This is a genomic window from Acidovorax sp. SUPP950, assembly GCF_030158935.1.
Classification (GTDB): domain Bacteria; phylum Pseudomonadota; class Gammaproteobacteria; order Burkholderiales; family Burkholderiaceae_C; genus Paracidovorax.
This window is the reverse complement of the sequence record NZ_BQXE01000003.1, coordinates 522,690-535,767: the sequence shown is the minus strand read 5'-3', so window position 1 is coordinate 535,767 and position 13,078 is coordinate 522,690. Positions and strand designations below refer to the sequence as shown.

Sequence of the window (13,078 nt, the reverse complement as noted above, 5' to 3'; positions counted from 1 at the left end):
GTCCTCCGAGAAGAGCAAAGGCACATGTCTTGCTAAGCCCCAAAAGCAAACATTTGTTTACACAAAATGCCCCTCCTCCACCGCCTCACCCTGCTTCAGAAATTCCTGATCCTCGGCGTGATCGCCGTGCTGATGTCCGCGCTGCCCACCGGGCTGTACGTGCGCGGCGCGCTGCAGGAGATCGGCGATGCGCGCCATGAGAGCGTGGGCGCGCCGGCCATCATCGCGGTCAACCAGGCCGCGCAGTGGCTGCAGGTGCACCGGGGCCTGTCGGCCGCCATGCTCAACGGGGACGAGGTGCTGGGCGCGCGCCGGCCCGCCGTGCGCGATGCGATGAACCAGGCCCTGGCCGAGGCCGACCGGCAGATGGCGGCCGCCGCGGCCCCCGCGGCGCAGGTCAAGGCCTGGGCCGACGCAGCGCAGGCCTGGCGCGCGCTGGAGCAGGCCGTGGCGGCCCGTGCGCTGCCCGCCGCGCAGGCCCTGGCGCGGCACACGCAGTTGGTGGCCGACCTGCTGCGGGTGAGCGAGGAGCTGCTGCACGCCTACGGCTTCCAGACCGATCCCGACACCGCCACGCAGGACCTGATCCAGGCCTCGCTGGTCTACGCCCCGCTGCTCGGCGAAAAAATCGGCCTGCTGCGCGGCCAGGGTGCCGGTTATCTGGCGCGCGCCAGCCTGCCGCCCGAAGGCAAGGGCTCGCTGCAGGCGCTGCAGCAGCGCGTGGGCGAGCTGGAGGAAAGCACCTTCCGCAATTTCGACCGCGCCATGGCCGGCGATGCCGGCCTGCGGCAGGCGCTGGGCGCCCAGGTGCCGGCCGTGCGCCAGCGCGTGGCCGCATCGCGCGGCCTGGCCGACCGGGGGCTGCTCCAGGCCACCGAGATCACCCTGCCCGCCAAGGACTACTTTGACGACCTCTCGGCCACCATCGAGGCGCTGAGTGCCCTGAACGCCACCGCCATGGCCAGCCTGGAGGCCGCGCTGCAGCAGCGCGTGGCCCACCACCAGCGCGCACTGGGTGTCGCCGCGCTGGCCATGGCGCTGGCGCTAACCCTCGCGGGCGGGCTGGCGGCGGTCTTCGTGCGCTCCATCACCCGGCCGCTGGCGCAGGCCGTGGACCTGGCCAGCGCCGTGGCCGCGGGCGACCTGAGCGGCGAGGACACCACCCACGGCAGCAACGAGGTGGGCCGGCTCATCGCCGCGCAGCAGCAGATGCGCGCGCGCCTCAAGCCCATGGTGGCGCAGGTGCGCAGCGGCTCCGAGGGCGTGGCCACCGCCAGCGCCCAGATCGCCCAGGGCAACATGGACCTGTCGGCCCGCACCGAGGCCCAGGCCAGCGCGCTGGAGGAAACCGCCGCCTCCATGGAGGAGATGACCGCCACCGTGCGCCAGAACGCCGACAGCGCGCGGCAGGCCAACCAGCTCGCCGAACACGCCAGCACCGTGGCCGTGCAGGGCGGCGCCGTGGTCACGCGCGTGGTGGAGACCATGCAGGGCATCCACGCCGCCTCGCGCAAGATCGGCGACATCATCGGCGTGATCGACGGCATCGCCTTCCAGACCAACATCCTGGCGCTGAACGCGGCGGTGGAAGCCGCCCGCGCGGGCGAGCAGGGCCGGGGCTTCGCCGTCGTGGCCGGCGAGGTGCGCAGCCTGGCCGGCCGCAGCGCCGAGGCGGCCAAGGAGATCAAGGCGCTGATCGGCGCCAGCGTGGAACGGGCGGCGCAGGGCAGCGCCCTGGCCGACCAGGCGGGCAGCACCATGACCGACGTGGTCACCGCCATCCGCCGCGTGACGGACATCATGGGCGAGATCAGCGCGGCCAGCCACGAGCAGTCGCTGGGCGTCTCCCAGGTGGGCGAGGCCGTCACCGAGATGGACCAGGCCACCCAGCAGAACGCCGCGCTGGTCGAGGAGATGGCCGCCGCGGCGAACAGCCTGCGGGCGCAGGCGGAGGAACTGGTGCGGGCGGCGGGAGTGTTCCGGCTGGGGGCTGGGGATGCGGTGGTGCAGCCGGGCGATACGCTACAAATTCAATAGCAATATGCCCTAGTACTGATTGCGCTGGTGGCATTTTTCGCGGCCCTTTCCGGCCCTCCCTGCCGACCCCGTCGGCAGCGCGGACCGGTCAGGGCGCCTCGCCGGCCCGGCAGGGCGCGGCCGCCAGCAGGCGGGCAGCGTGCAGGAACGCCTTCGGACCGACCCAGCTGACGTTCCAGTCGCCCGCCACCGGCACCTGGCGCTTGTGCGCGATCACCATCTGCCGTTTCGGCACCACCAGGATGTACTGGCCGTGCACGCCCCAGGCCATGTAGGCGCCTGCCAGGGGCGAGTCCGGCGGCTCCTGCAGCAGCCACCACAAATAGCCGTACCCGAAGCCGCGCCGCGCGGTGTGCGCCGGGTGCATCTGCGAGGCCGGCGTCGTCTGCTGCGTGATCCGCGCCACCCAGTCCGCGGGAATGATCTGCCGCCCGCGCCAGCGGCCCTGCTGCAGCATCAGGTGGCCCAGCCGCGCCATATCGCGCGTGGACAGGAAGAAGGGATAGGCCAGGTGCTCCGACCGCCGGGCATCGCCGCTGCGCACATGCCGCGCCGGGTCGAAGTCCTGCAGCTGCAGCGGCGCGGCCAGATCGTCCGCGAAGGCCTGGTAGATGCTGCGCCCCGTCATGCGCTCGAAGGCGGTGCCGGCCGCGTTGAAGTCCCAGTTGTTGTAGAGGAAATAGTGGCCCGGCACCTGAGAGCCGCGCGCCGGCGCAGCCGCCGCGTCGTCGCCCCCATTGGCGGCCGCATGGTAGACGCCCGAACGCGCCGTGAGCAGGTCACGCAATGTCGCCTGCCGCTCGACCGGCAGCAGCCCGCCCGTGTCGTCGATGCCCAGGTCCGCCAGCGTGCGGTCGAGGTCGATGGTGCCGTCCGCCACGGGCGGGCCGTACAGCATCGACAGCACGCTCTTGCGCACCGAAAACACGATGCTGACCGCCTCCACCGGGCCGTACCCGAACAGCACCCGGCCGTCCTGCACCGCCATCAGGGCGGTCGTGTCCAGGGTGCGAAGGTAGTCGCCGGTGGCTGCGAGACCGCGGCGGCAGGCCGGCCCCTGCTCCGCGACGGGCTGGGGCTCCCACGATGCGCCGGGAAAGGCGGCGGGCGCGGGCGCCGTCGAAGCCGGTGGGACGGACGTGCACGCGCTGGCGAGCAGCAGCAGGGCCGCGCCGCACAGGGTTCGCAAAGGCATCGGCATGGAATGGAATGGGCAGCGTGGTGGGGCGTGGAATGGGTTCAGCGGTCCGGCCCCCTGCTGCCGGCGCCAGGAACCGAAACCGCCGGGCCGGTGCAGATCGGCCCGGGAAATGCTATCAATTAAATAGCGATATGCCCTAGTACTGATTGCACTGGCGCCCTATTTTGCGCTAATCCTTTTCCAGTCCGCCAGCGCCGTTCTCCCGCGGCAGCACGATGCGCGCCCGCAGCCCCTGCCCGGGCGCGGCATGCAGTTCCAGCGTACCCCCGTGCGCCCGCGCCACGCGCTCCACGATCGCCAGGCCCAGCCCCGCCCCCGGCGACCCCGAGCGCGCCGCGCCGCCGCGCGCGAACGGCTCGCGCACGCGGGCCAGGTCCTGCGGCGCGATGCCCGGGCCGCCGTCCTGCACCTCGATCCACGCGGCCGACCCCTGCGCGGCCCCGCCCGTGCGCAGCACCACGGGGGCGGCGCCGTGGCGCCAGGCGTTCTCCACCAGGTTGTCCACGGCGCGGCGCAGGGCCTGGGGGCGCAGGGGCAGCGGCGGGGCGCCGCCCGGCTCCACGCGCACCGTGCGGCCGTGGTCCGCCTGGGCCTGGGCGACGGCGTCGGCCAGGGCGTCGAGCGATTCGCGCACCGGGGCCTCGGCCTCGCCCACCCAGGCGAAATCGAGGAACTGGCCGACGATGGCATCCATCTCGTCGATGCTGCGCGCCATGCTGGCGGCCAGGTCGCCGTCCAGCCGGGGCTGCGCGATCTCCACGCCCAGGCGCAGCTTGGTGAGCGGCGTGCGCAGGTCGTGCGACACGCCGGCCAGCATCAGTGCGCGGTCGTGGTCGGCGCGGGCCAGGGCGAGCGCCATGGCGTTGATGCTGCGGCTGACGGTGGCGAGTTCCTCGGGCCCCTCCTCGGGCAGGAGCGGCGGCGGCTGGCCGCGCGCGATGCGCCGGGCCGCCGCCACCACGCGCGCCAGCGGCCGGTGCAGGTGCCGCTGCAGCCACCAGGCCGCGGCCAGCGCCAGCAGCATGCCGGCCACCGTGGCCATCAGCCAGGCACCCGTGGCCTCCCGCGTGGGGAACAGGCCGGGCAGGCCGAGCCAGTGGTCCACGCCGTCGAAGGACACGCGCAGCACGAGCCCGCCGGCCTCGTCGCGCCGCCAGAGGGGGGCGGTGGCGGCGCCAGCGCGGTCAGGATCGGCCGCCAGGCGGCGCTCCACGGCCTGCATGAAGGTGCGCTCCACGGGCGAGGGCCGCGCGCCGGGCGCGGCGCCAGCGGCCGTGCCGGCCAACTGCCGGGCGCGGCGGTTGAAGGCGTCGGTGAAGGCCGCCCGCTGCGCAGGGGGCAGCGCGGCCAGCCCGGCGCGCAGCGCATCGACATGGCGGGCCACGCCCTCGGCCACCTGCTCGGCGCGGGGGCGCAGGACCATCTGCCGCGCCACCCAGGCCGCGCACAGCTGGCCCAGCACCACCAGGGCCGCCACCAGCAGCCACTGCCGCCCGAGCAGGCTGCGCGGCCAGCGCGCGCGGCGCGCCCCGGTCGCGGACCCGGCCGGGGCGCTCATGGGGCGGCCTCCGCGCCATCGGCGGGCGGCGGCGCCGTGGCATCCGGCACGAACACGTAGCCCACGCCCCACACGGTGCGGATGTGGCGCGGCCGGGCCGGGTCCGCCTCGATCAGCTTGCGCAGGCGCATGACCTGCACGTCGATGCTGCGGTCGGTGGCGGCATGCGCCGGCCCGTGGGCGAGCGCGATGAGCCGGTCGCGCCCCAGCGGGCGGTGCGGGTGGCCGGCCAGCACGCGCAGCAGCGCGAATTCGGCGGTGGTGATGGGCAGGTCCTGCCCCGCGCGCTCGAGCCGGCGCTCGTCCAGCCACAGCGTGAAATCGCCGAACGCCACGCGCCCGGCCGAGGGCGCGGGGCCGGCGTGCGCACCCAGCATGCGCTGGCGCCGCACCATGGCCTGGATGCGCGCGAGCAGTTCGCGCGGCTGAAAGGGCTTGGGCAGGTAGTCGTCGGCGCCCATCTCCAGGCCGACGATGCGATCCACCGGGTCGCCGCGTGCGGTCAGCATGAGGATGGGAATGGTCTCGCCCTGCGCGCGCAGGCGGCGGCAGATGGCCAGGCCGTCCTCGCCCGGCATCATCACGTCCAGCACCAGCACGTCGAAGCGCTCGCGCGCCAGCAGCCGGTCGAGCGGGCCGGCGCCGTCGACCGTGCGCACGGCGTAGCCGTGGTCGCCCAGGTAGCGCTCCAGCAGCGCCCGCAGGTCGGGTTCGTCATCGGCCACCAGAATCCGGGCCAGCGCATCGGTCATGGAAAAACCCCTGTGATTGACCGCGATGGTAGGGCCGGCCCGCGGCGCCATCGGCATGCCCGTGTCAGGCCATGACAGGGCTGGCGCAGCGGTCATGGTTTGTCATCACTTGGAATGCGCGGGCCATCGTTTTGGAACGGTGGCGCGGCACAGTGGCGGCGAGGGCGCAGCGATCCGCGCACGGCGCCCCACCCAACCGCCACTGTCCTCCCAGGAGTCCGATGCCATGACCGCCCACGCCCCCGCCCATACCGCCGCCCACTCGCCGTCCCACCGCCTTGCGCCCCTTGGGCTGCGCCACCCGCTCGTGGCCGCGCTGCTGCTGGCCGGCGCCGCATGGGCCTTGCAGGCGCAGGCCCAGGGGCCCTGGCAGGGGCGCTGGGCCGGGGGCGGGGGCCTGAAGACCGTCGGGTGGCTGGGAGAGCAGAGCCCCCGCAGCATTTCGCGGCTGCCCGAAGGCGTGCAGCGCCTCTTCGACGTGCCCTACGGCAACGACCCGCTGCAACGCATGGACGTGTACCTGCCGCCCGCCTCCGCGCGGCCGGCCGCCGGGCCACGGGCGCCGATCCTCTTCATGGTCCACGGCGGCGCGTGGCGCACGGGCGACAAGGCCATGGAGCGCGTGGTGCAGGAGAAGGTGGCGCGCTGGGTGCCGCTCGGTTTCGTGCTGGTGTCGGTCAACTACCGGCTGCTGCCGGACACGGGCGTGGCGCTGCAGGCGCACGACGTGGCCACGGCCCTCACCACGGTCCAGCAGCGGGCGGCGCAGTGGGGGGCCGACGGCACCCGGACCGTGCTCATGGGCCATTCGGCGGGCGCGCACCTGGTGACGCTGCTGAACGCCCAGCCGGCGCTGGCGCAGCGCGCGGGCGCGGCGCCCTGGCTGGGCGCGGTGTCGCTGGACAGCGCGGTGCTGGACCTGCCCGCCCTCATGGGGGCGCCCCACGCCGCGCTCTACGACGAGGCCTTCGGCGACGACCCGGCCTATTGGGCGGCACTGTCGCCCTACGACCAGCTGGTGCCGGGCACGGCGCCGTTCCAGTTCGTGTGCTCGACCGTGCGCCCGGACCACCCGTGCCAGCAGGCCGTGCACATGGCCCGCCGCGTGCGCGAGGCCGGCAGCCGCGCCGAGGTGCTGCCGCAGGCGCTCTCGCATGGCGACATCAACGGCACCCTGGGCCTGGACAGCGACTACACGCGCGCCGTGGAAGCGTTCATGGCCTCGCTCGACGGCGAAGTGGCGCGGCGGCTGGGGCGCTGACGGCGCGGCCGGGCGCCGGCCGGGCATGGCGGCCGAGGAAGCAGACTGGCGCGCCCCGCTGCGGGCGGTAACAACCGGACACAGACCGGATGTAACAGCTGCATCGGCCTGTCATCGGAATGGGCGGGCGCGCCGTTCCCAAAAATTCCTGCCCCTCCTCGCGCGCCGCCGTCGCCCCGACGCCCCGGCGATGCCCGTGTCCCCATCCGCCACGCTCCCGTTCGCCCGGGACAGACGCCCATGATGCTGACCCCCGCGGCACCCGCCCTCGGCGCCGACCACCCTGCGCCCCACCCATCAGGCCCATCGCCGGCCCCGCAGCCCACCCCGTCCCCCGCCCCCTCGCTGCCTTCCAGCACCCCGGCCGCCGGCGCCGCCGCGCTGTCGGCCGCCCTGCTGGCCGCCTGCGGTGGCGGTGGAGGCGGCAGCGAAGACAGCGGCACCAGCGCGCCGCCTGCGACAGGCACCCCCGCCCCCAGCCCGGCGCCCTCGGGCGGCGGCACGGGGGCCGTGAACGCCCCGGCCACCGACGAGGAGGCCGCGCGGTTTCTGCTGCAGGCGCAGTTCTCGGCCACCGACGAATCCATCGCCGAGGTGCGCGGCCAGGGCTACGCCGCCTGGCTGGCCAACCAGTTCGCCCAGCCCATCGGCACGACGGGCACCGACTGGCTCACCCAGCGCGGCTACGGCGTGGCCAATGCCGACACGCGCTTCTACAACGCGGCCTACCCGGCCGACTTCATGCTGTGGAACCAGCTGTTCACCGCGGGCGACGCGGTGCGCAAGCGCGTGGCGCTGGCCCTGTCGGAGATCATGGTGGTCTCGGTCAACGGCCTGGACCAGACCTGGAACGCCTTCCTGGCCGCCGGCTACTGGGACGTGCTGAACACGCACGCGCTCGGCAACTTCCGCGCGCTGCTGGAGGCCGTGACGCTGAACCCGGCCATGGGCGTGTACCTGAACACGCGCGGCAACCAGAAGGAAGACGCCCGCACCGGCCGCCAGCCCGACGAGAACTACGCCCGCGAAGTGATGCAGCTGTTCACGCTGGGCCTGTACCAGCTCAACGCCGACGGCACCGAGCAGCGCGATGGCAGCGGCAACCGGCTGGAGAGCTACACCGCCGCCGACGTGAGCAACCTGGCGCGCGTGTTCACCGGCTACGACTACGACCGCAGCCAGAACCAGCCCACCACCGTGGGCACCAGCACCGTGCCCAGCCCGCAGCAGGCCCGGCTGCCGATGGTGCTGACCGCCAGCCGGCATTCCACGCTGGCCGCCACGTTCCTGGGCACCACCGTCGGGGCCGGCACGCCCGGCGAGGCGGCGCTCAAGACGGCGCTGGACACCCTCTTCAACCACCCCAACGTCGGCCCCTTCATCGGCCGCCAGCTCATCCAGCGCCTGGTGACCAGCAACCCCAGCCCCGCCTACGTAGCGCGCGTGGCGGCGGCGTTCGCCAACAACGGCAGCGGCACCCGGGGCGACCTGCGCGCGGTGGTGGCCGCCGTGCTGCTCGACACCGAAGCACGCAGCGCCACGGGGCTGGCGAACCCGCAGTTCGGCCGCCTGCGCGAGCCCATGGTGCGCTTCGTGCAATGGGGCCGCACCTTCGGGCTGCGCTCCGCGCAGGGCAGCTGGAAGATCGGCGACCTGAGCGACCCCGCCACGCGCCTGGGGCAAAGCCCGATGCGCGCGGGGTCGGTGTTCAACTTCTTTCGCCCCGGCTACGTGCCGCCCTCCACCGCCATGGCCGCCAACGGCCAGGTCGCGCCGGAGTTCCAGATCGTCAACGAAACCAGCGTGAGCGGCTACCTGAACTTCATGCAGAACGCCATCCGCAACGGCATCTTCGTGAACGCGCCCGACCTGCCGCAAAACGCCAGCAACGCGAGCAACGGCTTCGACATCGCCTGCACCTACGCCAACCTGCTGCCGTTGGTGGCCGACGCCACGGCCCTGGTGCGCAAGGCAGCGCTGCTGCTGTCGGCGGGCCAGGTGTCCGCCGCCACGCAGGGCCGCATCGTGGCCGCGCTGAACACCACGCCCGTCACGGCGAGCAGCACCGCCGCCGTGCAGCTCAACCGCGTCGCCGCGGCCGTGCTGCTGGTGATGGCCAGCCCCGAATACCTCGTGCAGAAGTGACCGCCCCTGCCCCACGGACACGCCCACGGAACACGCCCATGCCCACGAACCCGTCCACCCCCTTCATCGACCCGGCCCGCCACACGCGCCGCGCCTTCCTGCGGCGCTCGGCCCAGCTGGCCGCCACCGGCACCGCGCTGCCGTTCGCCCTCAACCTCGCCGCTTTAGGCGAGGCCGCGGCGTTCGAAGCCAACGACTACAAGGCGCTGGTGTGTGTCTTCCTGTACGGTGGCAACGACTACGCCAACACCGTCGTGCCCTACGACAGCGCGCGCTACGCCCAGTACGCCACCATCCGCGGCGGCGGCGCGGACGGTGCCGCAGGCGGCATCGCGCTCGGGCGCAGTGCGCTGGGCGGCACCGTGCTGCAGCCGGCCAGCGCCCTCGCGGGCGGCCTGCAGTACGCGCTGCACCCCGCCATGACCGGCATGGCCGGCCTCTTCAACAGCGGGCGCGCGGCGGTGCAGCTCAACGTGGGGCCGCTGGTGGTGCCGCTCACGCGGGCGCAGTACGCCAGCGCCGACCGCCGCACCTACCCGCTGCCCCCGAAGCTCTTTTCGCACAACGACCAGCAGTCGGTGTGGCAATCGCAGGGCGCCGAAGGCTCCACCGTGGGCTGGGGCGGCAACCTGGGCGATCTGGCGCTGTCGGCCAACACCAACTCGCTGTTCACCTGCATCTCGGCCAGCGGCAACGCGGTGTTCCTCTCGGGCGACCAGGCGCTGCAATACCAGATCAGCACCAGCGGCGCCGTGCCCATCAACGGGGTCAAGAACAACGTCTATGGATCGAGCGCCGTGCGCGGCGTGCTGAGCGAGCTGGTGCAGGCCGCCAGCGCCCACGCGATGGAGGCCGAATACGCGCGCGTGACGCAGCGCTCCATCGGCTCGGAAGGGCAGATCTCCGCCGCGCTCGCGGGCGCGGGCGTGTCCACCGCGTTCCCGACGGGCAACCCCCTGGCCGACCAGCTCAAGGTGGTGGCGCGGCTGATCGCGGCGCGCGGCGCGCTGGGCACGCGGCGGCAGGTGTTCTTCGTGTCAATGGGCGGGTTCGACCTGCACGACAACCTGGTCTCGGGCCAGGCCGTGCTGATGGACCGCGTGAGCAGCGCCATGACCGCGTTCTACAACGCCACCGTGGAGCTGGGCGTGGCCGACAAGGTGACCGCCTTCACCGCATCGGACTTCGGGCGCACGCTCACCTCCAACGGCGACGGCTCCGACCACGGCTGGGGCAGCCACCACTTCGTGGTCGGCGGCGCCGTGCGCGGCGCGGCCTTCTACGGCACGCCGCCACCCATCAGCGTGGGCAACGGCAGCGGCAGCGAAGACCAGTGGCACGTGGGCCAGGGCCGCCTGCTGCCCAGCACCGCCGTGGACCAGTACGCGGCCACGATGGCGCGGTGGTTCGGGGTGGCGAACACCGAGATGACCGGTGTGCTGCCGAGGCTGGGGAATTTCGGGGGAGCCGCGTATCCGGTGAATCTGGGATTCTTGGGGTGATGGGTGGCGCGGTGGGTTAGCAAGCGTCAGTTGTGGGGGCCGCAATCCGGTGGCCGTGTCGGGTCCGTGCATTCGGAGGGGATGTTTTCGAAAAGCACATCGCGCCCCACACGCACTCTCTTCATGTCCATCGGCGGGTCCAGATACCAGTAGGTCTCTCCATTCAGCCATAGATCGACCACGCTGTTTTCACCCAGCAAAGTTCTGGAATCCACGCGGTACAACCGCACCACGTAAGGCATCTTGTAGTCGTGGTGAAAGACGCGCTGGAGGATCGATGCTTTGTAGAACTCCAGTCGGTAAACCCGATGCGGACTGTTCTCGCTGTCGAAAAAAATCGGTGTTGAGGCATACCAAGCGAAAGCAGCGAGGGCTACCAGGGCCGTACCCCATCCGAGGGTGGTTTTCCTGATTTGCACAGTTTCGCTCACGGCCGGCGCGCTTTCATCAAGGCTTGGCGGGACACCCACTGGCAAGCGGTGGGTCGCCACATTCCGAGGGGATGCCCTCAAACACCACTTCATTGCCTACATACACCTTGTTGGTAGCGACTGGTGGATCAAGGTGCCAGTCGAACTGCCCACCACCTTGAAGGTCCACGACTTCACTTTCTCGCAACAGCGTTTTGGGCGAAACACGATATAGCCGGACGACGAAAGGCATCCTGAAATCGTGGTGGACGATGCGCTGCAGGATCGATGCCCGATGGAACTCAAGGCGATAGATTTCATGAGGACTGTTGTAGCTGTACAGGAAGGTAGGGGAAGTGGCGCGCCACCCCAAAACAACACAACCACCCAGCGTCAGGCACCACACGACACACGGGATTTTTTTCAAAGGGCGCATCAAGGCTTGGGACAACTGACCAACGGTGACGCAGGTGTGCATTCCGCTGGGATTTTTTCAAACAAGACATCCCTGCCGACGCGCACTTCGTTCCGGTCCACCGAAGAATTCAGATACCACGTGATTTCGCCGTTCAGCCAGAGATCGACCACCTCGCTTTCACCCAGCAGCGTCTTGGGCTCGATTTTGTACAAGCGCACGACATAGGGCATCTTGAAATCGAGATGGGCGATTCTTTGCAAGGGAGATGCTTTATGGAACTCCAGGCGGTAAACGCGATATGGGCTGTTTTCGCTGTCGAAAAATGTGGGCGTCATGGCGTACCAAGCCATGACAAAGAGGGCCGTCACCGCCAAGCACCGGACGAAGCACGAGCCTCTATTGAAAACAGGTTTTTCACCATCTCTACAAGAGAAAATCATGGGTCCGGCATTGATCTGCTTCACTTCTTGGCAGGGCAATCTGGTGGCAAAGTAGGGTCCGTGCATTCGGAAGGAATGTTGTTGAAGAACACATCCCGCCCTACGTAAACTTTGTTAGTGGCTACCGGCGCATCCAAATGCCAACTGGTCTCGCCATTCATCCAGAGATCGACCACTTCGCTTTCACCGAGCAATGTCCTGGAATTAACCCGGTAAAGACGCACCACATAAGGCATCTTGTAGTCGTAATGGATGACACGCTGAACGATTGATGCCTTGTAGAACTCAAGGCGGTAAACGCGGTGAGGACTGTTCTCACTATCGAAAAAAGTGGGGGTCGCCGCGTACCAGACCAAAAAAATAATCGCATTCAGTGCAAGGCACCAAACGATACAAGGGACTTTACGAAGATCTGACAGTTTCATCACCATTCCAGCTTGATCGGAAAAGGAAGGCGCACACGGTGCACATCGGACAGGACGATGAAGTCGCCGCCGCGCCCATGCTTTGCTCGCCATTTGCGAAAGTCTTCGTTCTGCACAAGGTAAGTGTGACCACGCGCTTTGGCCTCGCTCTCATGTGACCATTGCTCAGAAATTGAAACCTGCCCGCCCGGTGGATGCACGCGGCTGACACCGCCGTATCCCCAGAAGCCCAATGGCTGGGATAGGAAAGCCTGGTCTCCGTCGCTGAAGTCGTAAGAGTCGCGCAAATAAAAGCCCAGTTCGTCGATTGCGACTGCGGTTCTACCCGTCCCTTGTCGGGTGACCCATCCTGAAACGGCCACCTTGAGGGTAGCCTCGCCCATGGCTCCGTATAAATCATCCAGAGGATCGCTCATCCGGCCAAAGGTGAGGAAATTCACTTGGCAAGTCTCATCCAGCATTTTTGCGGATTGCGCAAGATTGCCCAGTCTCCAACCTTGCGGGCTTCGAATTCCAATCCAATCGTCCGCACGCTTTTGCAACTGACGAAGGCCAGCGGGAGTGGCCCAATTCACTTGCAGCTTGGCCAACGCAGCACGCACGCGAGCAAAGCCCAGCGCCCACCCCATGGTCACGACACCTTCTTCCAATTGCATGCTGCCAAGCGTCGTCGCCTTGTAAGGGGCGCGCCCTTGTTTCATGTACTCAGGCATCTCATACCCTGCCCCCCGAAACCACCGCTCCATCAACGCCGCCGCCACTGGCCACCCCATGCGCGAGCGCATCACCCCCGGGATGTCATCCAGTTGAAAAAGCCGCACCTTGGGCGGCAGTTTTTTCTCCAGTTGCGCGCGCAGGCGCTCCTGGTCCACTTGGACCATGCCCTTGTTCATGGGACCTCCCCGTTCCGTCTTCGGTTGTTTTTAGAA

At 69.8% G+C, this 13,078-nt stretch carries 12 protein-coding genes; 4 read left to right on the top strand and 8 right to left on the bottom strand.

From position 1 onward, the window contains the following. The first annotated feature begins 66 nt into the window (after positions 1 to 66). Positions 67 to 2,037: a methyl-accepting chemotaxis protein gene (locus AVME950_RS16250; RefSeq protein ID WP_284430602.1), complete on the top strand. Its 1,971-nt coding sequence runs from the start codon at positions 67 to 69 to the stop codon at positions 2,035 to 2,037. Positions 2,038 to 2,125: 88 nt separating this feature from the next. Here AVME950_RS16250 and AVME950_RS16245 read toward each other — a convergent pair whose 3' ends face one another. The 3 genes from AVME950_RS16245 to ompR all read right to left on the bottom strand — a co-directional run bounded on the left by AVME950_RS16245 (position 2,126) and on the right by ompR (position 5,548). Then, a complete protein-coding gene (locus AVME950_RS16245; protein ID WP_284430601.1) occupies positions 2,126 to 3,232 on the bottom strand; it encodes a serine hydrolase domain-containing protein in 1,107 nt (368 codons plus the stop codon). A 175-nt stretch (positions 3,233 to 3,407) separates the two neighbouring features. After that, positions 3,408 to 4,796: an ATP-binding protein gene (locus AVME950_RS16240; RefSeq protein WP_284430600.1), complete on the bottom strand. Its 1,389-nt coding sequence runs from the start codon at positions 4,794 to 4,796 to the stop codon at positions 3,408 to 3,410. Continuing rightward, positions 4,793 to 5,548: an osmolarity response regulator transcription factor OmpR gene (gene ompR / locus AVME950_RS16235; RefSeq protein ID WP_284400551.1), complete on the bottom strand. Its 756-nt coding sequence runs from the start codon at positions 5,546 to 5,548 to the stop codon at positions 4,793 to 4,795. The genes AVME950_RS16240 and ompR overlap by 4 nt, the downstream gene beginning before the upstream one ends. Before the next feature lie 226 nt (positions 5,549 to 5,774). On the opposite strand from ompR, the gene AVME950_RS16230 reads away from it, so the two are divergent. The 3 genes from AVME950_RS16230 to AVME950_RS16220 all read left to right on the top strand — a co-directional run bounded on the left by AVME950_RS16230 (position 5,775) and on the right by AVME950_RS16220 (position 10,456). Next, a complete protein-coding gene (locus tag AVME950_RS16230) occupies positions 5,775 to 6,809 on the top strand; it encodes an alpha/beta hydrolase (RefSeq protein WP_284430599.1) in 1,035 nt (344 codons plus the stop codon). Between the two features lie 243 nt (positions 6,810 to 7,052). Next, positions 7,053 to 8,954, top strand: a complete 1,902-nt coding sequence (locus tag AVME950_RS16225) for a DUF1800 domain-containing protein (protein WP_284430718.1) — start codon at positions 7,053 to 7,055, stop codon at positions 8,952 to 8,954. 38 nt (positions 8,955 to 8,992) lie between these two features. Beyond that, positions 8,993 to 10,456 carry a DUF1501 domain-containing protein gene (locus AVME950_RS16220; protein ID WP_284430598.1) on the top strand — a complete coding sequence of 488 codons (1,464 nt, stop codon included), beginning with the start codon at positions 8,993 to 8,995 and terminating at the stop codon, positions 10,454 to 10,456. Between the two features lie 26 nt (positions 10,457 to 10,482). On the opposite strand, the gene AVME950_RS16215 is transcribed toward AVME950_RS16220, so the two are convergent. Genes AVME950_RS16215 through AVME950_RS16195 form a run of 5 tightly spaced genes read right to left on the bottom strand, consistent with a single transcriptional unit; the run spans position 10,483 to position 13,042 of the window. Then, positions 10,483 to 10,887, bottom strand: coding sequence for a hypothetical protein (locus tag AVME950_RS16215; RefSeq protein WP_502869416.1), 405 nt, complete (start codon positions 10,885 to 10,887; stop codon positions 10,483 to 10,485). A 16-nt stretch (positions 10,888 to 10,903) separates the two neighbouring features. Beyond that, the gene (locus AVME950_RS16210) at positions 10,904 to 11,302 is read right to left on the bottom strand and encodes a hypothetical protein (RefSeq protein ID WP_284430597.1); all 399 of its coding nucleotides are present in this window, start codon (positions 11,300 to 11,302) and stop codon (positions 10,904 to 10,906) included. Further along, entirely contained in the window at positions 11,302 to 11,724 is a 423-nt protein-coding gene (locus AVME950_RS16205) for a hypothetical protein (protein ID WP_284430716.1), read from the bottom strand. The genes AVME950_RS16210 and AVME950_RS16205 overlap by 1 nt, the downstream gene beginning before the upstream one ends. A 20-nt stretch (positions 11,725 to 11,744) precedes the next feature. After that, positions 11,745 to 12,149, bottom strand: a complete 405-nt coding sequence (locus AVME950_RS16200; protein WP_284406551.1) for a hypothetical protein — start codon at positions 12,147 to 12,149, stop codon at positions 11,745 to 11,747. After that, the gene (locus tag AVME950_RS16195; protein ID WP_284430596.1) at positions 12,149 to 13,042 is read right to left on the bottom strand and encodes a DUF6402 family protein; all 894 of its coding nucleotides are present in this window, start codon (positions 13,040 to 13,042) and stop codon (positions 12,149 to 12,151) included. Before AVME950_RS16195 ends, AVME950_RS16200 begins: the two co-directional genes overlap by 1 nt. Positions 13,043 to 13,078: the final 36 nt, after the last annotated feature.

What these genes read in the sequence shown, in the direction of transcription:
- AVME950_RS16225 (WP_284430718.1), top strand. Translation starts at nt 7,053, where the DNA reads ATGCTGACCCCCGCGGCACCCGCCCTCGGCGCCGACCACCCTGCGCCC.
- AVME950_RS16220 (WP_284430598.1), top strand. Translation starts at nt 8,993, where the DNA reads ATGCCCACGAACCCGTCCACCCCCTTCATCGACCCGGCCCGCCACACG.
- AVME950_RS16210 (WP_284430597.1), bottom strand. Translation starts at nt 11,302, where the DNA reads ATGCGCCCTTTGAAAAAAATCCCGTGTGTCGTGTGGTGCCTGACGCTG.
- AVME950_RS16230 (WP_284430599.1), top strand. Translation starts at nt 5,775, where the DNA reads ATGACCGCCCACGCCCCCGCCCATACCGCCGCCCACTCGCCGTCCCAC.
- AVME950_RS16200 (WP_284406551.1), bottom strand. Translation starts at nt 12,149, where the DNA reads ATGAAACTGTCAGATCTTCGTAAAGTCCCTTGTATCGTTTGGTGCCTT.
- AVME950_RS16240 (WP_284430600.1), bottom strand. Translation starts at nt 4,796, where the DNA reads ATGAGCGCCCCGGCCGGGTCCGCGACCGGGGCGCGCCGCGCGCGCTGG.
- AVME950_RS16195 (WP_284430596.1), bottom strand. Translation starts at nt 13,042, where the DNA reads ATGAACAAGGGCATGGTCCAAGTGGACCAGGAGCGCCTGCGCGCGCAA.
- AVME950_RS16245 (WP_284430601.1), bottom strand. Translation starts at nt 3,232, where the DNA reads ATGCCTTTGCGAACCCTGTGCGGCGCGGCCCTGCTGCTGCTCGCCAGC.
- AVME950_RS16205 (WP_284430716.1), bottom strand. Translation starts at nt 11,724, where the DNA reads ATGATTTTCTCTTGTAGAGATGGTGAAAAACCTGTTTTCAATAGAGGC.
- AVME950_RS16250 (WP_284430602.1), top strand. Translation starts at nt 67, where the DNA reads ATGCCCCTCCTCCACCGCCTCACCCTGCTTCAGAAATTCCTGATCCTC.
- ompR (WP_284400551.1), bottom strand. Translation starts at nt 5,548, where the DNA reads ATGACCGATGCGCTGGCCCGGATTCTGGTGGCCGATGACGAACCCGAC.